This is a genomic window from Hyphomonas neptunium ATCC 15444 (assembly GCF_000013025.1).
Lineage (GTDB): Bacteria > Pseudomonadota > Alphaproteobacteria > Caulobacterales > Hyphomonadaceae > Hyphomonas > Hyphomonas neptunia.
In genome coordinates this window covers 2,752,901-2,773,278 of record NC_008358.1, presented here as the reverse complement: position 1 = coordinate 2,773,278, position 20,378 = coordinate 2,752,901, and the positions used below count along the sequence as shown (strand labels likewise).

General features: G+C 62.2%; 20 protein-coding genes and 1 tRNA gene. 11 read left to right on the top strand and 10 right to left on the bottom strand.

Going from position 1 to position 20,378, the window contains the following annotated elements; genetic code table 11:
* The first annotated feature begins 4 nt into the window (after positions 1 to 4).
* From HNE_RS12920 to HNE_RS12905, 4 genes are read left to right on the top strand one after another with little or no spacing between them, the layout of a single operon-like run.
* Positions 5 to 1,228, top strand: coding sequence for a cysteine desulfurase (locus HNE_RS12920; protein ID WP_011647601.1), 1,224 nt, complete (start codon positions 5 to 7; stop codon positions 1,226 to 1,228).
* Between the two features lie 8 nt (positions 1,229 to 1,236).
* The gene (locus tag HNE_RS12915) at positions 1,237 to 1,620 is read left to right on the top strand and encodes an SUF system Fe-S cluster assembly protein (protein WP_011647600.1); all 384 of its coding nucleotides are present in this window, start codon (positions 1,237 to 1,239) and stop codon (positions 1,618 to 1,620) included.
* A gap of 35 nt (positions 1,621 to 1,655) precedes the next feature.
* Positions 1,656 to 2,015 (top strand): HesB/IscA family protein, encoded by a 360-nt coding sequence (locus tag HNE_RS12910; RefSeq protein ID WP_011647599.1) that lies wholly within the window; start codon positions 1,656 to 1,658, stop codon positions 2,013 to 2,015.
* Between the two features lie 20 nt (positions 2,016 to 2,035).
* Positions 2,036 to 2,524 carry a DNA-deoxyinosine glycosylase gene (locus tag HNE_RS12905; RefSeq protein WP_011647598.1) on the top strand — a complete coding sequence of 163 codons (489 nt, stop codon included), beginning with the start codon at positions 2,036 to 2,038 and terminating at the stop codon, positions 2,522 to 2,524.
* Between the two features lie 81 nt (positions 2,525 to 2,605).
* On the opposite strand, the gene HNE_RS12900 is transcribed toward HNE_RS12905, so the two are convergent.
* The 6 genes from HNE_RS12900 to purC all read right to left on the bottom strand — a co-directional run bounded on the left by HNE_RS12900 (position 2,606) and on the right by purC (position 6,493).
* Positions 2,606 to 3,196, bottom strand: a complete 591-nt coding sequence (locus tag HNE_RS12900; RefSeq protein WP_035592584.1) for a hypothetical protein — start codon at positions 3,194 to 3,196, stop codon at positions 2,606 to 2,608.
* Positions 3,197 to 3,371: 175 nt separating this feature from the next.
* Positions 3,372 to 3,686: a DMT family transporter gene (locus HNE_RS12895; protein ID WP_011647596.1), complete on the bottom strand. Its 315-nt coding sequence runs from the start codon at positions 3,684 to 3,686 to the stop codon at positions 3,372 to 3,374.
* Between the two features lie 97 nt (positions 3,687 to 3,783).
* On the bottom strand, positions 3,784 to 4,590 hold the full coding sequence (locus HNE_RS12890; protein WP_011647595.1) for a lysophospholipid acyltransferase family protein: 807 nt from the start codon (positions 4,588 to 4,590) through the stop codon (positions 3,784 to 3,786).
* Between the two features lie 26 nt (positions 4,591 to 4,616).
* Positions 4,617 to 5,300 carry a TetR/AcrR family transcriptional regulator gene (locus HNE_RS12885; RefSeq protein WP_011647594.1) on the bottom strand — a complete coding sequence of 228 codons (684 nt, stop codon included), beginning with the start codon at positions 5,298 to 5,300 and terminating at the stop codon, positions 4,617 to 4,619.
* Between the two features lie 171 nt (positions 5,301 to 5,471).
* Positions 5,472 to 5,714 carry a phosphoribosylformylglycinamidine synthase subunit PurS gene (purS, locus tag HNE_RS12880; RefSeq protein WP_011647593.1) on the bottom strand — a complete coding sequence of 81 codons (243 nt, stop codon included), beginning with the start codon at positions 5,712 to 5,714 and terminating at the stop codon, positions 5,472 to 5,474.
* Positions 5,714 to 6,493: a phosphoribosylaminoimidazolesuccinocarboxamide synthase gene (gene purC, locus HNE_RS12875; RefSeq protein WP_011647592.1), complete on the bottom strand. Its 780-nt coding sequence runs from the start codon at positions 6,491 to 6,493 to the stop codon at positions 5,714 to 5,716. Before purC ends, purS begins: the two co-directional genes overlap by 1 nt.
* Positions 6,494 to 6,675: 182 nt before the next feature.
* Here purC and HNE_RS12870 point away from each other — a divergent pair, with 182 nt between their 5' ends.
* Positions 6,676 to 7,005 carry a DUF1476 domain-containing protein gene (locus HNE_RS12870; protein WP_011647591.1) on the top strand — a complete coding sequence of 110 codons (330 nt, stop codon included), beginning with the start codon at positions 6,676 to 6,678 and terminating at the stop codon, positions 7,003 to 7,005.
* Here the strand turns inward: HNE_RS12870 and HNE_RS18105 are convergent.
* The 3 genes from HNE_RS18105 to HNE_RS12855 form a co-directional block, all read right to left on the bottom strand.
* Complete coding sequence (locus tag HNE_RS18105) at positions 6,995 to 7,996, bottom strand: glycoside hydrolase family 16 protein (protein ID WP_049755136.1); 1,002 nt, start codon at positions 7,994 to 7,996, stop codon at positions 6,995 to 6,997. The genes HNE_RS12870 and HNE_RS18105 overlap by 11 nt on opposite strands.
* 74 nt (positions 7,997 to 8,070) lie before the next feature.
* Positions 8,071 to 8,694, bottom strand: a complete 624-nt coding sequence (locus tag HNE_RS12860) for a 5-formyltetrahydrofolate cyclo-ligase (protein WP_011647589.1) — start codon at positions 8,692 to 8,694, stop codon at positions 8,071 to 8,073.
* A 259-nt stretch (positions 8,695 to 8,953) separates the two neighbouring features.
* Complete coding sequence (locus tag HNE_RS12855; RefSeq protein ID WP_035592581.1) at positions 8,954 to 10,087, bottom strand: esterase-like activity of phytase family protein; 1,134 nt, start codon at positions 10,085 to 10,087, stop codon at positions 8,954 to 8,956.
* Between the two features lie 136 nt (positions 10,088 to 10,223).
* Here HNE_RS12855 and HNE_RS12850 point away from each other — a divergent pair, with 136 nt between their 5' ends.
* From HNE_RS12850 to HNE_RS18100, 3 genes are all read left to right on the top strand, one after another.
* The gene (locus HNE_RS12850; protein ID WP_011647587.1) at positions 10,224 to 10,688 is read left to right on the top strand and encodes a winged helix-turn-helix transcriptional regulator; all 465 of its coding nucleotides are present in this window, start codon (positions 10,224 to 10,226) and stop codon (positions 10,686 to 10,688) included.
* Between the two features lie 121 nt (positions 10,689 to 10,809).
* Positions 10,810 to 10,884: transfer RNA gene (locus HNE_RS12845), tRNA-Gly, on the top strand.
* A gap of 199 nt (positions 10,885 to 11,083) precedes the next feature.
* The gene (locus HNE_RS18100) at positions 11,084 to 13,906 is read left to right on the top strand and encodes an AMP-binding protein (protein ID WP_049755135.1); all 2,823 of its coding nucleotides are present in this window, start codon (positions 11,084 to 11,086) and stop codon (positions 13,904 to 13,906) included.
* Positions 13,907 to 13,926: 20 nt separating this feature from the next.
* On the opposite strand, the gene HNE_RS12835 is transcribed toward HNE_RS18100, so the two are convergent.
* Complete coding sequence (locus HNE_RS12835) at positions 13,927 to 15,696, bottom strand: lipoprotein (protein WP_011647585.1); 1,770 nt, start codon at positions 15,694 to 15,696, stop codon at positions 13,927 to 13,929.
* A 221-nt stretch (positions 15,697 to 15,917) separates the two neighbouring features.
* Here HNE_RS12835 and HNE_RS12830 point away from each other — a divergent pair, with 221 nt between their 5' ends.
* The 3 genes from HNE_RS12830 (at position 15,918) to HNE_RS12820 (ending at position 20,259) form a co-directional block, all read left to right on the top strand.
* Positions 15,918 to 17,534 (top strand): putative lipoprotein, encoded by a 1,617-nt coding sequence (locus HNE_RS12830; protein WP_011647584.1) that lies wholly within the window; start codon positions 15,918 to 15,920, stop codon positions 17,532 to 17,534.
* 222 nt (positions 17,535 to 17,756) lie between these two features.
* Positions 17,757 to 18,926 carry a pyridoxal phosphate-dependent aminotransferase gene (locus tag HNE_RS12825; RefSeq protein ID WP_049755134.1) on the top strand — a complete coding sequence of 390 codons (1,170 nt, stop codon included), beginning with the start codon at positions 17,757 to 17,759 and terminating at the stop codon, positions 18,924 to 18,926.
* A 10-nt stretch (positions 18,927 to 18,936) separates the two neighbouring features.
* Complete coding sequence (locus HNE_RS12820) at positions 18,937 to 20,259, top strand: APC family permease (RefSeq protein WP_011647581.1); 1,323 nt, start codon at positions 18,937 to 18,939, stop codon at positions 20,257 to 20,259.
* The last annotated feature ends 119 nt before the right edge of the window (positions 20,260 to 20,378 follow it).

Here is a 20,378-nt window from a genome sequence, read left to right as displayed (position 1 = left end):
TGCCATGCCACGCAAGCTCGACCTTCCCGCCATCCGTGCCGAATTCCCGATCCTCTCACGCGAAGTGAACGGGCATCCGCTGGTTTACCTCGACAATGCCGCCAGCGCGCAGAAGTCCAACGCCGTCATCGACGCGCTCTCCGGCCAGATGCGGACCGCCTATGCCAACGTCCATCGCGGCCTGCACACACTGGCGAACGAGACGACCGAGGCGTTCGAGGCGGCGCGCGAGACGGTGCGCGCGTTTCTCAATGCGCCGTCCACGGATACTATCATCTTCACCAAGGGCTCGACCGAGGGGATAAACCTCGTCGCGTCTGCACTTGCCGCGCGTATCCAGCCGGGCGACGAAATCGTGCTCTCCATCATGGAGCACCATTCCAACATCGTGCCCTGGCATTTCCTGCGCGAACGCCATGGCGCGGTGCTGCGCTGGGTGGGGCTGACCGAAGACGGATCGCTGGATATGGACGCGATGGCCGCCGCCATCGGCCCGAAGACGAAGCTGGTCGCCATCACCCATATGAGCAATGTGCTCGGCACGGTGGTCGACGTGGCCGCGGTCGCAAAACTCGCTCATGACGCCGGCGCCGAAATCCTCATCGATGGCAGCCAGGCGGCGGTGCACCTGCCTGTCGATGTCCAGGCCATTGGCTGCGACTGGTATGTGATTACCGCCCACAAGATCTATGGCCCGACCGGCATCGGCGCGCTTTACGGCACGGCGCAGGCGCTTGACCGCGCGCGGCCCTATCAGGGCGGCGGCGAGATGATCGAGATCGTCGAGATGGACCGGATCACCTACAACTCGGCGCCTCACAAATTCGAAGCGGGCACGCCGCCGATTCTCGAAGCAATCGGCTTTGGCGCCGCCCTGCGCTGGCTGGCTGAGTTCGACAAGGCGGAGGTCGCCGCCCATGAACACGGCCTCTATGAACGTGCCGCGAATGCCCTGCGCAGCGTGAACGGCATCCGCATTCATGGCGAAGCGCCCGGAAAGGGCGCCGTGCTGGCCTTCAGCCTGGAAGGCGCCCACCCGCATGACATCGCCCAGATCGTCGATCGCTACGGCGTTGCCATCCGCGCGGGCCACCATTGTGCGCAGCCCTTAATGCAGCATTTAGGCGTAACGGCTACGGCGAGGGCGAGTTTTGCCCTATATAACACTGAGGCTGAGGTGGACGCGCTGGCCGAGGCGCTCGCCAAGGCACGCAAAATGCTGGTATAAGTACGTATATGGCCGATGACATGACCTCCCAAGACCTGCTCGGCGTCCGCGATCCGGATGCTGTCTCCGCGATTCCGCAAGATGAGCTGGATCGTTTGACGGACGAGCTCATCGCTGCGTTCAAGACGGTGTACGACCCGGAAATCCCGGTCGACATCTATGAACTGGGCCTGATTTACAAAGTTGATGTTGATGACGACCGCAAGGTGGACATCGAAATGACGCTCACGGCGCCAGGCTGCCCCGTGGCGGGCGAGATGCCCGGCTGGGTAGAGAACGCGGCGAAGAGCGTCGAAGGCATCACCGCTGTCGAGGTGTCCCTGACATTCGATCCGCCCTGGGACCCGTCCCGCATGTCGGATGAAGCCCGCCTCGCGCTGAACATGCTTTGATTGAAGGAGGGGCTTCGCGCCCCTATCTACAGACCATGGCCCGTAGACCTCGTCCGAAACCTGTCCGCCTGTCTGACGCCGCTGCCGAGCGGGTCAAAGACATCATGGCTGAACGCGGCATGGGCTATCTGCGCGTGGGCGTCACCAATGGTGGCTGCGCGGGCATGGAATACGTTATGGACTATGCCTCTGAGCCTGCTGCCCTCGATGAGGTGGTGGAGGACAATGGCGTCACCATCCTGATCGACGCCAAGGCTGTGCTGTTCCTGCTGGGCAGTGAACTCGACTACGAAACCACGCTGCTTCACGAGAAATTCGTGTTCCGGAACCCCAACCAGACCGATGCCTGCGGCTGCGGCGAGAGCGTGACGATCGTGCCGGCAGCGGCTGAATAGCCAAAACGCTGGCGCCGCCGATGCAGATTCGAGGTTTCCCCCCGATTGCTGCCCCCGATGCTGAAATCCTGATCCTGGGCAGTATGCCCGGCATCGCCTCTCTGGAGGCGGGCCAGTATTACGCCCATCCCCGCAACGCCTTCTGGCCGATCATGTGCGCTTTGTTCGGCGCGTGTCCCGATTTGTCCTATCCTGACCGTGTGAGGGTACTGGCGCGGCGCAAGGTGGCCGTCTGGGACGTGCTGCAGCTCTGCCAGCGCGAGGGCAGCCTGGACGCTGCTATCCGCGGCGAAGTGCCAAACGACTTCGCCACCTTCTTCGCCGCGCATCCAAACATTCGCCATATAGGCCTCAATGGCGGCAAGGCAGCCGCCAGCTTCCGCAAACACGCCGCCCAGCACCAGCCAGCCAGCGCAGAGGCGGTCGTCCTGCCCTCCACGAGCCCCGCCTACGCATCCCTCAATCTGGAAGCTAAGTGCGCGCTGTGGCGGGCGGCCCTGATGGCTTGAGCCTATTCGCTCGCCACCTTCATCAGGATCATACCGCCGGCAATCAGCGCCGCCGCCAGCACGCGCAGAGGCGTTACGGCTTCAGGTTGGTGCTTGTACATTTTCGAAGATTGAGTTGTCGAAAGTGCCACCGTTTGTCGTCGGGCAGATACGAGCGAATGCGATGAATGCATCGTCTTTGTCCGGAATTTCCAGATCATAAGTGCTGCCTTGCACCTTGATGCTCACGGATGAACCAGTGACCGCAGCGTTGTAGATTCGCTTACCTACCGCTTTGTCGATCGGTATAATTTTCGTGGATTTGGGGTGCATCATGAATTTTTCGAACTGCCGTTTGCCATCAACGGTGAGAGCGACATTGATGTTCAAAAGTCGCAGCCGCTCTTTTGGGTCTTCCTCATACGTATTTTGCGGGTCCATCTGGATAGCAACGTTCAGAGAGTGAGCTCCCGTGGACATCGCTTGACAGTTCAAAGTGACAATTGGGCCAGTGCCCCCGCTTACCTTGATGAGTCTGGAAAAACTGTAGAAGTTGGTTCCTGTCCCTGCATCTGAGCCATCAACCGCGTAAATTGTGTCGGCGGGCTGTTCCCAGGAAAGCGCGGCAGTGTCGGCCGCAGAAACCTGCGAGAAAACGAATGCGGCCAGCAAGGCAGCCGATTTCCGAACCATAAAAAATCTCCCCTTCCATTTCTGAAAGAGGAGATTGCAATCCCTGGTGTGCGTTGGCAAGCATCCATGGAGCGGCCAATTGATCCAAAGCAAAGCGGGCATTTCGTCGCCCCGCTCAACCTCACTTGGATATGCCTAAATTCTCGGGGGCTCGCGGACCGGATTAAATGCGGAATTATTCAGCGATTTTCATCAGGATCATACCGCCGGCAATCAGCGCCGCCGCCAGCACGCGCAGAGGCGTTATGGCTTCGCCCATCCACAGGATGCCCACAATAAACGCGCCCACCGCGCCAATGCCCGTCCACACCATGTAAGACGTGCCCAGCGGCAGGCTGCGCATGGCAAGCGCCAGCAGCAGGAAGCTGGCAGGCATGGCGGCGAGGGTAATGAGGCTGGGGCCGAGGCGGGTGAACCCGGCCGATTGCTTCATCGAGGTTGCCCAGACGATTTCCAGAAGACCGGCGATAACAAGAAAGACCCAAGGCATGGGGGGCTCCCGTAAACGGGCCGTCCCGAAGCGTTCCCGATATGGGGGAGGCCGTCCTCCTGCCTGTGCAGGTTAGATAGGCGGTTTGGGGCAGAGCTCAAGCCTTCTTGTAGGCGGCAAGATCACTCGCTGTCGGCGAGGCCTCAAACCCATTGGGCGGGTCCGGGATCAGGGTTGTTGGTGTGAATGGCTGGCCGGTCGCCTCGGCCACCAGCTCAGCCGTGCGGCGTTCCACTGCCTCGGTCAGCCGGGCGAGGAACTCTGCCTTGGGCAGGCCCGGCGGGATGGGGTCGAGGAATTCGATGACAGCGGTGCCGGGGCGGCGCGGGGCTTCCTGCTGCTGCCAGAAGACGCCGATATTGGTGGCAACCGGCACAACGGGCACACCCATCGCTTCGGCCATGTGCCAGAGCCCGGCTTTGTAGCGGAAGTGATAGCCCACAGGCGCCAGATGGCCTTCCGGATAGATCAACACGCGGCGACCATCGGCCTTGGCCTTGTTCATGCCATCGGCGAGCGAGGAAGCCTTCTTCTCGCCGCCGCCGCAAGTGTCGATAACGATGGCGCCGAGCTTCTTGAGGATGCCGCCGACGAGCGGAAAGCGCTCAAGATGGTCGCCGGTGACAAAGGCGAGGTCTTTGACTTCAGGATAGATCAGGAAGCCATCGCCCCAGCTCTGGTGCTTGGCGCCGATCACGAAGGCGCCTTGCGGCAGTCGCTCGCGTCCGCGCACTTCCTTGCGGATGCCCGCAATATGGCGCAGCGCCAGGTTCATCGCCCGCGTGTAGCTGCGGATGATCGCCCGCACGGGGCTGTGGCCCGGCCAGGCCAGGAAGGGCAGTGAAACGAGGACATAGAAGATCGAGAGGACCCAATAGGCCACCTGGAAGAGAGTGCCGCGCATGTGGATATGCTCCGTAGAGGGAACGATCAGTTGGACTTGAGAACGGCCAGAACAGCGCGGGCCAGCGCCGGGGCGTGGCGCGAGAGTGGGCCGGGCAGGCGGTTATAGATCTTGTTTTGCCCCGCCTGCATGACGACGCCCAGCGCCATGGCGGCCTTCAGGGCGGGGTCGCCCTTAGGGATGGCGGCAGCGTCCATCAGGTCCATGATGATCCCTTCCGTGATGGAAACCGGATCGTCTGCGCGGCGTTTGTCATAGGGCAGGTATTTGTTCAGCGAGACGAGGTGGAACGAGAACAGAAGGAAATCCTCGTCTGCCAGAGAACAATAGGCAGCGACGGCGGCATGGACCTTTTCATCAAGGCCGCCCTGGCCACCCAGGGCTTCGGCCAGCATCGCGGAGAGGCGATTGTGCGTTTCCATGAACAGGGCAAGGGCGAGTTCATCCTTGCCCTTGTAGTGGCGGTAAAGCGCGCCTTCGGAGACCTGCGCGCTTTCGGCAATCTCCCGTGTGGTGGCAGCGTCCACCCCGACCGTCACAAACAGCTCCAGCGCCGCGCGCTCGATTTTCGGCCGGGCATCGCGCACGCGGGGGCGGCGGATGGGCTCCTCAGGCTTTGTGACGGTTGCCTTTTCGCCGTTCTTTGCGCCACCTTTGGAAGGGGTTGCGGATTTGCCATTGGCTTTTGTAGAGGTGGATTTGGCGGCCATGAGGCAGGGGCTCCCGTGTGTTCAGGCCGGATGTAGCATGAGGGCGCAGTAATAGCAAGTGATCAATCGCTCACTAATCAATTTTTATCTTTGGTCTGAGACGGCCCAGACGGCAACCACAAACAAAAAGGGGCCCGGAGGGGCCCCTTCACATCCGCGCTGCACGGCAGCTCACACCAGTTCGATGCGGTAGCTTTCGATGACGGTATTCGCCAGCAGCTTCTCGCACATTTCCTTGACGCGCGCTTCGGCAGCGGATTTGTCCGGGGCGCCTGTCAGGTCCAGCTCGATCACCTTGCCGACGCGGGCGCTGCCGACTTCGCTATAGCCCATGCGGGCGAGGGTGTCGGCAACGGCCTTGCCCTGAGGGTCCAGCACGCCGGATTTAAGGGATACGTGAACGACCGCTTTCATTATTTGCTCCCGCCGGTGAAGTGGATGACGTTGTCGGTCTCTTCGCCTGATTCCCGGATGATGCCGAGACGGCGGGCAACTTCGGCATAAGCCTCGGTTACGCCGCCCATGTCGCGGCGGAAGCGGTCCTTGTCCATCTTTTCGCCGGTTTTGGCGTCCCAGAGGCGGCAGCTGTCCGGGCTGATTTCGTCGGCCAGAAGGATGCGCGGCATGTCGTGGTCATTCTCGAACCAGCGGCCAAACTCGATCTTGAAATCGACCAGGCGGATGCCGGCGCCTGCGAAGAGACCCGACATGAAATCGTTCACGCGCAGGGCGAGGGCGATGATGTCGTCATATTCCTGGGCGGTGGCCCAGCCAAAGGCGGCAATGTGCTCCTCGGAGACCATGGGGTCATGCAGGGCATCGTTCTTGAAGTAGAACTCCACCAGCGGGCGCGGAAGGGACTGGCCTTCGGGAATTCCGAGGCGCGTGGAAAGCGATCCTGCGGCGATGTTGCGCACGACCACTTCGAGCGGGATGATGTCGACCTTGCGGACCAGCTGCTCGCGCATATTGAGGCGGCGTATGAAGTGGTTGGGCACGCCAACCGACGTCAGATGGGTCATGATGAACTCGCTGATGCGGTTGTTCAGAACCCCTTTACCATCGAGCACGGCCTTCTTGGTCGCATCGAACGCGGTGGTGTCGTCCTTGAAATACTGGATCAGCGTGCCCGGTTCGGGGCCCTCATAGAGGATTTTCGCTTTTCCTTCGTAGATGACGCGGCGCTTGTTCATCTCGTCCGGCCTTTCCTGCGCGTTCGTAGGGAAATGCGTTGCCAACGGGAATCATTCGCCCCGCTCCCCTGAAGCGCGGACTGTTACGCGAAACCCGTGACAGAAACAATTATTGCGAACACCTGATGATCCACCCTATATCAGCGCCGATAGAGACCGGCAGAAGCGAAAGGGCCACCTTCATGAGCACATTCGATGATCGCGAACGCGCAGAGGAAGCTCGCTACGCCCTTGATCAGGAAACACAGTTCAAGATCAACGCGCGCCGCAACAAGCTCCTGGGCCTCTGGGCCGCTGAGCTGCTTGGGCTGAAAGACGCCGATGCCGACGTCTATGCGAAATCCGTGGTGATCGCAGACCTCGAAGAGGCTGGAGACGATGATGTCGTGCGCAAGGTGCGCGGCGATCTCGAAAAGGCCGGGCTGACCCGCACGGAGGCCCAGGTCCGGGAAGAAATGGCGCGTTTGCTGCCGATCGCCCGCGAGCAGATCATCAACGATATCAAGGGCTGAGGACGGCAGGCGGCGTATAATCGTCGCCGCATCCGGCGCCTTTTTGGCCCAGCGGTACGAATGAGACGCAGCTGTAATGGGCGCCTGCGCCGGACCGGTATGTCGGCGTGCCCGTCCATTGCTCGATCCAGGGTTCGCCCGCCCACACGTTCATGTAGACCCGTCCGGGTGCAACCGGCAGGCCGGAATCTTCTGCCGGCGTGGTGTAATAGGGCACGCCTTCGACAAACCAGGTGATGCCCTCAGGCGTCCATTCGAACGCATAGAGGCGGTCTGCATCGGCGGCATCGAAGGGAAGATCGAAGATCTCGTCGGCGCCGGTCTTGCCTTTGCGAAAATAGTTGAAGTGAATTCGGGTTGTGTCCTTGCCCAGGAATTCGATGTCGATTTCATCATGGGGGTCGCCAAAATAGCCGCCTGTATAGGTGAAGAAGGACGAAACCAGGCCTGATCCGCGTGCCGGACGCATGATCACTTCATAGCGGCCATAGCTGTAATGACCGGCAGTCTGCATTTCGGCGGCGGTGCAGGGTTGGGACGCGCCTTTGACGCGGTGGATCGCCAGCAGGGCGCCGCTGGGGGTCTTTTCGACATTCTCGCCCCGCCAATGGCAGCCATAATGGCTGTCTTTGACGTCATAGTTGGACGCGTACAGCATGCTGTCTGCGTCAGGTGTTTCCAGGCGCGTCAGAAAGGATTCCTGAGAATTCAACGGTGTAGCAGGCGCTTTGGGCTCGGGCAGGTCGGGCGTGTAGGGCTTTGGCGCAGTCCAGGGGTAGTACATGGTGCCGGAGGTGCGCGGGGCCGCCTGGGGCAGGGCGGCGGCAATCTGCTGAGGCGCTTTGCCGGTGTAAGGCGATGGAGCGGGAGCGGGCGTCAGAGCTGTGATGCCCCCGGCCGCGACCGCCATGAGGCAGGAAACAACCAGCGCGTCGATGTTTTGGCCTGTCTTGGTCCAGAAATTTGACCCAGCTTTGCCGATCTCACCCATGACGTCCTCCGAAGGTTAAGCCTTCGTGAAGAGCAAGTTATGCGCCAACTATTTGTTAAGCAAAACCCCGAGGGTCAGCTGGCGTCGCCGCCATCGGTTGCGGGCGCCGTCAGGGAGCTGCGGTTCCGCATCATGAACAGCGGAACAGAGCCAATGGGCGTGATCGCCCAATCGAGCGGCTGGTCGTGGGGTTCGCAGGGCACCTTGTCGATCTGCTGGGCGGCATAGGCGATCGCGCAGGCGAAGGCGCGGCCCTTGGCGCGAAGTTTTTCCAGGGCGGCGTCGTAATGGCCCCGGCCATAGCCGAGCCGGTTTCCCAGCGTGTCATAGGCCAGGAGGGGCGTCAGAACGAGGGTTGGGGTCACTTCCGGCGCGTCAGCGGAGGGCTCGGAAAGGCCGAACGGGCGCCGGTCCAGCGGTTCGCCAGGGGACCAGAGCCGCCAGCTGATGCCGGTTTCCTCCATGCGGGGCAGGCAAAGCTCGGCCCCGGCGCGGGCCAGGCGCTCCATCAGGGGGAAAGGATCAAGTTCCTCATTGATGGCGACATAGCCCGACACGACCGGGCCGTAACGCTCCAGAAGTTTCATCGGAAAAATGTCTGCGAGGCGCTCTGCGGCGTCAGGATCGCGGGCGGCGGCCTCTGCGCGAAGGGTGCGCATCCGGTGGCGCAGGGCAGTCTTGTCGGCTTCGATACTCATACAGGCCCTCCTAGTCCTCGCTGGGCTCGGCAGAAAGGGCAAGAGTGCACAAGAACCACGTCGCCGCCGGGCACATTTCACTCCCGTCGACCTAGAGACTAGGTGGGCGCCAGATGAGCCAGGGCCACGGCCCCAGCCAGAATGCCAGCTCCCTGACGGAAAGTAAGGTCGCCGGAGATCAGTCCCATGCGGGCGCAGCAGCCCTTGTGCTTTGCAAATCTAGTGGCTCCCCATGCCTTTGGGAAGCGGCATACACTGCTCAGCTCTGTGAGATTGTAATATCGAAGGCATAGAGCAGGGTTCGCTGGCTGCCCGAAAAGTTGTTGTCCGACACTATCCAGACGCGGATCGCCCCATTCTGCAGGGGTTCTGCGGCGAGGCCCTCGAAATTATCCACCAGCAGGGGGCGGCTGAGCGTTAGGGAGTCTGCGTCGCTTTTCCCCCATGTCAGACGAATGCGGTTGCCCCGGATCGGGTCCCAGGCGCGGAACATCTCCACGGCGCGATGCGATCCGTCTGGCAGGGTGACAGTCTCGCGGGCGACAAGGCCATACAGGGCCGGAGCGGAAGCCCGTTCACCGGTCCAGGCGGCGGTGCCATTGGCGTTTACCTGGCCGAGCGGCGAGATGCTGAGCATGCCCTCATAGCCAAAGCCGAGGGCGCCTTCCGGCGTGAGAAAAATTGCCTCAGGACCCTGATTTTCATCGATATTGCGATTATCGTGCTTATCCGGGAGGGTGGCAACGCGCGCGGCGCGGGCCGCAGATCCGCAGGCGCTCAGGGCGAAGGCTTCGATGCGGAAGGCGCGCTCGAAGCTGACGAGGGCGAGACCATCAGACCAGACGAGCCCTTCGGCGTCGCCTTCTGCCTTGCCGGTGAGCTGGGCGCCGTCAGAGCCTTGCATATAGGCGATTTTTGCGGCGGTGGGGGCGCCGTTTTCCAGGTCGATCCAGACGAAGGCGCCCGCATCGGAGACGGTGAGCAGGCCGCCGCCTTGCGAGGCGGGCAAGAGGGCCAGGCCGGAGAGACCGCCGAGATTGGAGTTGCTGGACGAGAGTTCCCAGGCCCCTGAAATGCTTACAGTTTCGGGCAGCTGGCGCGCAATCTGATCGGGTTGGCCGAGGGAAACCGGGGTTACGGCCAGATCAATCGGCAGAGGCTGCTGGCGCCGTGTGCCCGCCGGGCAGGAGGCGGCAATCAGCGTTTCGGCATGGTCAGAGGCGCGCCAAAGCCCGTCACGCGCGGACACTTCCGGGACAGATCGGGACACTTCAGGACGTTTCGGGACAGTTTCAATGACGGGCGCGGCCCCTGCGCCGGCATCCTGGGGCGCCGCGCAGGCCGGGATCAGGCTTGCCGCAAAGAGGGCCGTCAAAACCACGCTGAGACGCATAGGCATACTCCTGAGAATCGCTTCACGGGCTATCGGGGTGAATGCGGACGACGGGATGACAAAGGTCTGACCATTTCGTGAAAAGGTGTGCCGTCCCCTCTGGATTTAGAAAGCGAACCCTTTCAGGTTTATCATCATGAGTCAGATACCCCTTGCCCGCCGCTCTCCCATTCCGCCGGAAAACTGCAACCTGGCCCGCGCCATCGAACTGATCGGCGACCGCTGGACGCTGCTGATTCTGCGCGCCGCGCTTTATGGCGTGCGCCGGTTTGATGATTTCCAGTCGGAGCTGAAATGCCCCCGGACCGTGCTGTCGGGCCGGCTGAAGATTCTGGTGGATGCCGGGCTGCTGACCAAGCGGACCTACAAGGTGCCGGGCAAGCGCGCGCGGCCTGAATATGTGCTCTCGGCAATGGGAATTTCCCTGCGGCCGATCCTGATCGGGCTGACCCAATGGGGCGATGTCTGGCTGGGCCAGGGAGAGCCCGCGCCGATCAGCTTCACCAAGGCCGGATCGAAGGGCGCCATCCGCGCCGCGTTCGTGGACGCGGACGGCCGCGAGGTACGCCCCGATCAGATCCGCGCGGTCCTCCGGGGCTGAAACGGGACGCGCCGCTTTATCTCACAATTTGTGCAGGCGGGGGCTCATTTGGCTCTTGCAAAGGCGCCGCTTCCCGCATATTCCGTCCGCTCCGCTGAGAAGGCGGACATACCAGTCGGATGCGGGCGTAGCTCAGTGGTAGAGCACAACCTTGCCAAGGTTGGGGTCGAGAGTTCGAATCTCTTCGCCCGCTCCAGACAAAGTTAAATGAAATGCAGAGATCTGGGCCACGCACAAATGGTGGCCAGCTTTGCCTTTCGGATGGGCAATTTCCGACCTGATTCTGACGGCCCCGGCTGAGCACAGCTCGTTGCAGGCGACTGGCCTTAGCCGGAATTCGCCCCACATCGGCACAGGTCTTGCTAAGTGTTTGCTTTGTCTCACAAGATCGATGCATGGTTCCCAACATTGGACATGACGAGGCCTCAGGACCGGCGCATGGCGCCCGGCTGATAGGGCGTTTGTTCGAGGGAATCGAACGTTTTGGCAGCGCGACCGCGCTTGTCCGTGAAGATGGCTCCAGCGTGTCCTATGCTGAGCTTGCCCAGCTGGCCGATACAGCGGCGCAGGCAATCGGACCTGAGCGGGCGCTCATCTCGGTCGAGATGCAGAATGATGTTCAGTCGATTGCGTTCTACATTGGCGCTCTGCGCGCTGGGCATGTCGTCATTGCGAGCGCCGGCGAGGGCGTTCACTCGATTGAGCAGACGTTCAAGCCGAACGCGGCGTATGTCTGTGCTGGCGGCATCTGGAAGCTGACCGCGTTGAGCCGCGAGCGGGCCGACATGTCGCCCGATCTGGCGGTTCTGCTTTCAACTTCGGGGTCGACCGGCAGCCAGAAGCTCGTCCGGCTGTCTCATGAAAACCTGCGCAGCAACGCGTTGGCGATTGCCGAGTATCTGGAATTCCAGCCGGGGGAGCGGGCCATTACCTCCCTTCCGGCGCATTATTCCTTCGGCCTTTCGGTCCTGCATACGCATTTGCTTCTGGGGCATACGCTCGTGCTGACCGACCGCTCTGTGGCAGAGCCCGCGTTCTGGGACATCGTGGACCGGGAGGGCGTGACCAGCATTGCCGGGGTTCCGCACAGCTATCAGCTGCTTGAACTTGGCGGATTTCTGGAGCGCGACCATAAGAGCCTGAGATACCTCACCCAGGCGGGCGGAAAGCTCTCGCCCGAGAGCGTTCAGAAATTTGCTCAGTGGGCTGATCGCTCCGGCAAGCGGTTCTATGTCATGTATGGCCAGACCGAAGCGGCGCCGCGGATGGCGTATCTGCCGCCGGCGGACGCGGCGGCCTATCCCGATTGCGTGGGAGTTGCGGTGCCGGGCGGCAGCTTTCACCTTGAGCCGATTGAGGATGCCGAGGGCTTGCCCGAAGGCGCCGGTGAACTGGTCTATAAAGGCCCCAATGTGATGATGGGGTATGCGGTGACCCGCGCCGATCTGGCCAAACCCCAGGGCACGGATGAAATCCACACCGGTGACATCGCCGTGCGCAATGAGCGTGGCTATTACCGGATTGTCGGCCGAATCAGCCGGTTTGCAAAGCTGTTTGGCCTGCGGCTGGGGTTTGACGATATTGAGCGGCGGCTGGCCGCAGAGGGCGTGAGCGCGGCGGTTTCCGGGGATGATTCCGGCATCGTGGTCGCCAGCACGACGCCGGGCAGCGAAGCGCGCGTTCCTGGCCTGCTGGCGCAGGATCTGGGTATTCCGGCCTCGTTGATTACGGCGGTTGAGGTCGGCGAAATCCCCCGCCTGCCTTCGGGCAAGACCGACTATGCAACGATCCGGAGCTATCGCCCGGAACCCGGACCGATTGCGGCCACGACGCTTGGCGCTGCGATTGCGTCAGTCCTCGGGCGGGACAACCTTGATCCGCGCTGGAGTTTTACCGAAGCGGGCGGCGACTCGCTCAATTATGTCCAGATGGTCCTTACACTGGAGAGATTTCTCGGACATGTGCCCGATAACTGGGCCAATATGCCGATCGGCGATCTGGTCGCGATGCAGGAGGGGCAGGCGCCGGGCGCCGAAGACGCTCTGGAGCGCAATCCTTCCGTTTCGATCCAGGGTCTCGACCTGGCGCGGACGATTGCCATCTTCCTGGCGCTGATGGCGCACAGTTTCACGCAGGTGTTCTATATCCTGCCGCCAGAGTTATCCTTCATATCGCGGATTCCCACGCCGATGCTGATCGTGCTGTTCGGGGCGATGATTCCGCTGCTGTATATTCCGCGCTCGTCTCAGACCGATCCGGGAGAAACGCTGCAGGATTATGTGACAAAGTCTCTGCAGTGTTACGCTCTGTATGCGGTCAATGTTTTTGCTATCTGGGTGATTGATCCTTCCGGATGGATGTATGCGCTGGGGTCTCTGGCGCTTCTTGGGGCCATGCCCTATGCGCAGATCCTGGTTTTCTACACGATCATGTTCCTGCTCATCCCTGCCATTGTTTACGCTCTGAAGCGGTTCAATTTCTGGGCCCTGTTTGCAGCGTCTCTGGCAGTCCATGCGGCGTTCATGGCGTTGAAGATGGTGCCGACACCGCCCAAGGTTGCCGGGCAGCCGATATTGCAGCGGCTCATGGATCTTGTCGTTGGCGCGGGCGCGGCGCCCGAGGTCGCGGGGCCGTCAATCCTGCACAGCTTCGTGTTGCTGATGGCGGGTATCTGGATCGGCGACAGCATCCGGCGCAGCGGTGAGCACCCCAGCCCCCGGCGGCATTTTGCGAGGATGCAGCTGCCTCTCGCGGCGGTGTTTGCGCTCGCGCTGGTCTATGCGTTCTCGATTCCGGGATACACGGTCGATTGGGATACGCTGACCAATTTGCAACTGCGCAACCTCAATCATCCGGCCTATGTGTTCGTGTTCGGCGGAATTTGTGTGCTGCTGTTGTGGGTGTTGCTGGTGGCGCCGCTAAGTAACCGCGCGCCGCGCTGGCTGATGGCGATGGGCCGCCGGTCGCTGTTTGCATTCGGGATCGGCAACGCGATCATTGTTCTGTGGCCCAGGGGCGGGTTTCCGTTTTTGCCGCCGCTGGCAGATGGGCTGATTATCCTGTCGTCGCTGATGGTGCTGATCTACGCCTTTGATTACTGCATGCGCGCCGGGCGGGACGGGACGGGCGTGGCCCGGTGGGTGTTTACCGCCACGAATGCGGGTAGCCGTTTCATCGGGGGTTTGGCCAAACGCATTGTCGGAGTGGGGCGCCGGTAGCCGGACTGCCGGACCTGATTTCAGAGATTGCAGTCGGTTTCGGGAACCTGCGTGCGGACCCATTGCTTGCCGGGAGTGGGGGACGTCCATGGCGTATAGGTGCGGCTGAGGGTTTCGGTATCGCGCTGAAGGTTCAGGGTGAGCGGTGTGCCGGGGGCGGCGGTTTCGGCTGCTTCGAGGGCTTCGGGGTTTGTGATGATGTCGTAGCGCGCGACGCCTGCGGCTTCGGCGGCGGTGCCCGGCACGATGGGGCCGGCCCGTGTGCGGCCGTCTTCATCCTTATAGGGACGGAACCCGACGACGAAGTTCTGCAACATCTGGTCTTCGGCCACAAAGCACGGGCCGAAGAGGTCTGAGGGTAGATCCAGCGGGGCGCCCTCCATCATGGCGCGGAATTCGGCGCCGCCTTCTTCGCCGAGATAGACTTCGGCCAGATCATGCCAGAGGGCGACGCCGTCCTCGGCACCTTTCTGTGCGTCAATGAAATCGAAGATGAGATTGTCCACGCGGAGCGCTCCGCCGGACGCGGCACGGATGCGGGCATCGGTGAGGGCGACATAGAGCGGCCCGCGATTATAGGGCACGATCTGGGCGTTTCCGTCGGCAAAGAAGAGGCGGGTGACTTCGGTGTTGGAAAGGTTCGACTGCGGATTGGTGTAGTAGGATTTGGCGTAGCCGTTGAAGTCGTTGATGTAGTGTTCAAGGCTGGTGAGGCCGGCGCGGTAAGGCAGCACCACGGTGTAGTAATTGGTCACCCCTTCCGAATACCATTGCTGGCCGCCCGCGCCGCCGCCATCGCCATATCCACCAACGAAATGGTGGAGCGCCTCGTGGGCGAGAAGGCCGCGGACTTCATCGGGGTCGCGATCTTCGCCTTCGACGGTGCCGAAGATGAAGGAGTTGAAGCCGCCGCCACCGCCGCCCTGGAAGCGTTCGGTGGTGCGCATGAAGACGCGGAAGGGCGTGTCGCTGGCGCCGAAGAAGCCGTTGAAATAGGCGTAGGCTTCCTGGGTCCAGGCGGCGGCGCCGTCGAGATCGAAGGCGGCGGGGGTGATCCAGTAGATGGCAAAGTCGCCGGCGCCGTCTTCGGGCTGGCTGCGCAGGGGGCCGGCGAAGAAGAAGCTGTTGTTGAGATTTTGCGCGGTGACCGTGGCGGTGACATCGCCTTCGCCGAGGCTGGAGGCAGCGCGGGCGCCGGGGGTGAGGTCTTCGAGGTTCCAGTCCAGCGCTACCTCGCGCGGCCAACCGGAGACGGGAAGGGCAAGCATTGTGTTGCCTGAGCCGTAAAAGCCGGTGAGCTCTGTGCGCGTGTCGATCAGCGGGCCGGGGCGGGTGGCGGATGTGATGACGCGCGGCTCGATTGTGTAGCGGACGGTGACGTCGCCCTGCGTGGCGCGGGCGGCGAGCCAGCGTCGGTCCTGGCGGAAGTCTGACGGGTCGACGGGGTCTTCCTCGATGGTGAGGGGCAGCGGGCCGGCGGCGTCTTCTGCGATCAGTGTTTCGGGGCGATTGAGCGCACCTGGCGCCATGACGCGAACGATGGCCATGGAGAGGAAGGTGTCGCCCGCTGCGAGGGCAGGCTCGCGGATGGTGAGCGTCACGTCGATGGTCTCGACCTTGTCGCCGGTGGGGCGGCGGGGGGTGAGGGCGATTTCCATGTCCGTCGGAGTCGCCACTTCGGCGGGGGCGAGCGTGGGCGTTTCAGCCGGGGCGGCGCAGGCGGAGAGCAGGGTGGCCAGGAGGAGCGCGGCGGCGCTGAAGGCGGCAGGTGTCGAGCGGGCGGGGATCATAAGGCGGGCTCCTCTGGGGCGTGTCAGGGAGAGACTAGCGCGCCGCCCGGGGAACTCTAATCGAATAGGGCGGGGCGTGTGGAAGTCAGCGAAATATCTATCCCGGTGGCGGGCCTATGGCGGGGCATTCATGCAGAGGCGCACTATTCGGGCGCATTATCGAAAGGACTATTCTGCCATCCTTCAAGAAAGTTGCCCCTTGAACTGGAGAGAGGCTGGCGATGGCAAACGCGAGGTATCGGGTAGGGAGCGTGGCCGCATGTGGCGTCCGTTCCTTGCGCGTGGCGGGCTCGGTCTTCTGCACGCTGATGGCTGCGGCTGCCTGCCAGGCAGCGCCGGGGGAGACCGCACCTGCGGCGCCTGCCGGGCCGGAAGCCTCCTACGAAATAACCCTCCGGCCCGAGCTGGGCGAGGACGGGATGGTGGAAGCCATCGCCGTCACGTCTCGCCTGCATGGTGACCTGAAGGACGGGGAAACCCGCCTGAAGCTGTCTGCGCCGGTTGTGTATGTGAATGTCATGGGCATTGCGGATCGAATTCTTGATCTGCGTGTGACGGACGAGGCCGGCCCGGTTGCGTTCACCCTTGAGCAGGACGACCCAGTGCCCGGCGGTTTCCCGTACTTCCGGCACTGGACGGCGACCCGTGATGTCGAATTCCCTCTCGACATCAGCTACCGGGCGCTGGTCCAGCCTGAGGGGGGACCTTCCGGGCCGGCCTTTGGCATCCGGCCGTCAAAAGGCGGGGTCAGTGGCTCGGGCGCGGGCTATATGATCGTGCCGGTGAATGCCGAGGCCAGCCAGTCGGTTCTTGAGTGGGACCTGACGGAGTTCGGGCCGGGTGCGGTAGGGGTCACCACATTCGGTGAGGGGCGCGTGACCGTTAACGGGCCGCCTGCCGCCCTGATGCAGGGCTGGCTGATGGCGGGGCAGGCCGGGCAATATCCACCTGCGGAGGAGGAGAGCCATTTCCGCGCCTATTGGCTGGGCGATTTTCCCTTCGATGTGGCCGCCGAGATGGCCTACGCCAAAGATTTATATGACTTTTTTGGCGAGTTCTTTGCTTATCTCGATCCGGCGCCGGATTACCGTGTGTTCCTTCGCCAGCTGGATACCGAGCCTTATGGCGGGGCCACCGCGCTGGCCAATTCTTTCATGCTGTCGCGCGGGCCTGCCTTGCCCGAAGAAATGGGCGGGCACTCGCCGCGCTCGACGCTTGCCCATGAAATGATCCATATGTGGGTGGGCGGATTGAGCGGCGAGCATGTGCTGACGAACTGGTTTTCCGAAGGTCTCACCACCTATTACGAGCATACCGCGCCATTCCGTGCGGGACGTGTTCCGATGGAGGAATATGTCTCTGAGCTCAACGCGCTGAGCGAGCGATATTATACCAATCCGGCGCGGGAAATGTCTGCGATTGAAATTGGCCAGGTGGGGTTCAATGACGGCCGCATCCGGCATGCGCCGTATGAGCGCGGCGCGCTTTATTTTGCCGATCTGGATTCGCGCATCCGGGCCGCGAGCGGCGGGGCGCGCACGCTTGATATGCTGCTGCGCGAGGTATTCACGCTGCGCGAGCGCGGCGATGTGGAGCTGACGATCGAGGCGTGGAGCGACTTCGTTTCCGCCGAGCTGGGCGCTGAAGAGGAAGCGTATGTTCGCGCGCTGCATATCGACGGGCAGATGATCTATCCGGCGAGCGACGCGTTTGGCGCGTGTGTACGCGGTGTGCCTGCGACGCTGGAGGCCGAAGGCGATACATTTGAGGGCATGCAGTGGGAGCGGGTTGAGGGCGTGGCGCCGGAAGCCTGTTTTGCCAGCATGGCGGCGGACTGAAGCCCGTGACGCCAGGCGCCACAGACCGGAAAATGCTCTCCAGCGGGCGAACGCGCTGTGGAAGAACATTTATGCGCTGGCGGCGGGCGCCAGCGCGGCCTTTGCATAAACAATTTCGATTCAGGGTGTCAGTTTGCTGGCATGGCGCTGCACTGCGATGGCCTAAAGCGCCTGTGACGGCCTGAAAACATAAAAGATTTAAAGGGTAAGGATTATCTCACAGTGGACGCATCTGACAGTTCCGACGAAAATGTCCTGAGCTTTGCCCATTGGGTGCGGGACATGCTGACATTGATGCGGTCGGGCGAGCCTGGCACGATCCCTCTGTTTGAAAGCTCGGTGCCCGAGCCGGTCGACATGTTGGGCGATATTATTCGCACGGCATTTCGCGACGGGTTCCCGGATTCCTATAAAAGCGTCTTTATGCGGAACAATCCGGATGTGGGCGAACACCTGGCGGCGCGCTATGGTGTGCCCGAAGAGTCCATTCTCTGCACGACGGGCGCCACCAGCGCCGTTTCAATGATCTACACGGCGCTTCTGTCGCCGGGGGACCGGATACTGGTCGAGGCGCCGGGCTTTGACATCTTTGCCAACATGGCGCGCGATGTGGGTGTGCAGGCCGACTTCTTCCGCCGCGAGGCGCCGGGCTTTGGCATATCGGTTGAAGGTATTCTGGAGGCGCTGCACGCCGACACACGGATGGTGGTGCTGACGAACCTGCACAATCCGAGCGGTGCTTATGTAAGCGACGAGACGCTGGGATCTCTGGCGCGGGCGCTGGCAGAGCGCGGTGTTCTGTTGATGCTGGACGAGGTTTACCGCGACTATCTTGGCAATGCCGGGCCGGGCCTTGACCCGGTGCAGCATGACAATGTTCTGCGCCTCAGCAGCCTGACGAAGATTTTCGGATTGAGCACGCTGCGGTGTGGATGGATCATCGCCGGGCGCCGCCTGCTGCGGCGGCTCAGGGATTATTCGGAGCGTGCCGATTTCAACGTGTCGCGCCTGTCTCATTGTGTTTCTGCCGAGGTGCTGGCGAAGGCGGATGTGTTTGACCGGTGGCGCAATGACATCATGAACGCGTCGCGCCCGATTGTGGCGGCGGCGTTGAGCGAGATGGCAGCGCAGGGGCTGATCGCGCCAGGCGTTACCCTGCAGGGGTGCACCTGTTTCCCGCAGCTCATTGGTGTGGAAGACACGCGCGCGCTTTCCCAATGGCTTTCGGCCAAGCAGGGCGTTGTGGTTGTTCCGGGCGAATGTTTCGGAGCGCCGGGCTACCTTAGGGTCGGCTATGGTCTGCCGCCTGAAAGGCTGAGCGAAGGGCTTGGGCGCCTCGCCAGCGGACTTGCGGCGTATCGCGCCAGCGGCCAGAAGCGCCATATTGCCTGAGGAAGTTACCATGTCTGATGCCCCGCCTGCTGCCGATGGCCTGAAGCGCAATGTCGGCCTGTTCGGCGTTGTGTCGCTGGGGCTCGGGACGGCGGTGGGGGTGTCGATCTTCTCGATCCTGGCGCCGGCAGCCGCCGTGGCTGGGCCAGCCATGCTGGTGTCGATGGTGATTGCCATTGTGCCGATGATTGTCTTTGCGCTGATCTATTCCTTCATGGGCGCCGCGGCGCCAGCGACGGGTGCTTCATTTGAATGGCCCCGGCGGTTTGTGCATCCTTTCGCGGGGTTTATCATCAGCTGGATGCGGATTGCCGGCAGCACAGCAGCGCTGATCGTGCTGACAATGGTGCTGGTATCCTACATGTCGTCCCTGATTGCCTTGCCCACAAAGCTGGTGATGTTTGGCATTTTTGCCGCGATATTCCTGATAAATCTGGCAGGCGTTTCGTTTGTGGCGCGCAGCCAGGCCGTGATGCTGGTGATCCTGCTGGCCACGTGCGCGGTATTCGTGTTTGGCGGGGCGGGGCATGTTGAGCCAGCCAATTTCCAGCCCTTCGCGGACAAGGGCATTCTGGGCATTCTGGCCGCCATTCCCCTGCTGATCTCCCTGTTCCTGGGCATTGAGAGTGCGACGGAAGTGGGCGGGGAAGTGCGCAATCCGCGGCGGAATATCCCGCTGGGCATCGGCATTTCAGTGGCACTGACGGCGGCGATCTATTTCGGGGTAGCGGTCATCGCGATCGGCATTCTGGGCGCCGCTGCGCTGGGCGCGTCGTCTGCGCCGCTGCTGGACGCGGCGCTGGTCTCGCTTGGTGAGGGCGGGCGGGCGCTCATTCTGGTCTGCGCTTTTGTGGCCATTGGCAGCTCGATCAATGCCACTTTCGTCATCATGACGCGGTTTCTCTATGCGATGTCGCGGGCAGGGATGCTGCCATCCTTCCTGGGCAAGACGAATGAGGCGCGGGGTATTCCGCAGAACGCCGTTTTCCTCGCTTTTGGTCTCTGCTGCCTCGGCCTGTTTATGCCGCAGAACCTCGTTTTTCTGTTCCTCGCGGTGAACATTCCGACGATCCTGAAATATGCCGCGACCTGTCTTGCTGCGATTGGTCTCTGCCGCCGGGAGCCGGAGCTGCGCGCCGCCGCTTCGTTCAGCCTGCCAGCGAACATTGTTTATGCGCTGGCCGGGGCCGGTATCGTTCTGGGGTTCCTGATTATCCTTTTGGGCATTTCGGCTGACTGGCGCCCCTATGTCCTGTTGGGGGGCTGGGCCACGCTGGGGATCGCCTACTATCTCTTCTATCTGCGTCCGCGCGGGGCCGGGACAGCGCCTTAACCCTGCCCGGCAGAAATATTCCCCAGCCGGGCGTTGGAGAATAATTGTTGCCGAAGGCGGGGCGGGCCTGTCGCAAATAGTATAAAAAAACCGTCATCTGTTTCCTAGCGTGAGATCCA